The sequence below is a fragment of the Escherichia sp. MOD1-EC6098 genome (assembly GCF_002965865.1).
Taxonomy (GTDB): Bacteria; Pseudomonadota; Gammaproteobacteria; order Enterobacterales; family Enterobacteriaceae; genus Escherichia; species Escherichia marmotae.
The window spans coordinates 1-466 of record NZ_PTSN01000096.1; the positions used below are offsets into that span (position 1 = coordinate 1).

1 tRNA gene and 1 rRNA gene are annotated in these 466 nt (G+C 47.4%); both read right to left on the reverse strand.

From position 1 onward, the window contains the following. Window positions 1-198: 198 nt before the first annotated feature. A tRNA-Glu gene (locus C0K55_RS25820) sits at window positions 199-274 on the reverse strand. Window positions 275-359: 85 nt separating this feature from the next. Next, window positions 360-466: ribosomal RNA gene (locus C0K55_RS25825) — 16S ribosomal RNA — on the reverse strand; the annotation flags it as partial.

Consider the following 466-nt stretch of genomic DNA (forward strand, 5'->3'; position numbering starts at 1 on the left):
CTTAACCTCACAACCCGAAGATGTTTCGTAAAACACCATCGTGTTGCGAAAATTTGAGAGACTCACGAACAACTTTCGTTGTTCAGTGTTTCAATTTTCAGCTTGATCCAGATTTTTAAAGAGCAAATATCTCAAACATCACTCGTAAGTGAGTTTTGAGATACAGTGGCCGGCGACTTTCACTCACAAACCAGCAAGTGGCGTCCCCTAGGGGATTCGAACCCCTGTTACCGCCGTGAAAGGGCGGTGTCCTGGGCCTCTAGACGAAGGGGACGTATCAGTCTGCTTCGCAAGACGCCTTGCTTTTCACTTTCTATCAGACAATCTGTGTGAGCACTTCAAAGAACGCTTCTTTAAGGTAAGGAGGTGATCCAACCGCAGGTTCCCCTACGGTTACCTTGTTACGACTTCACCCCAGTCATGAATCACAAAGTGGTAAGCGCCCTCCCGAAGGTTAAGCTACCTA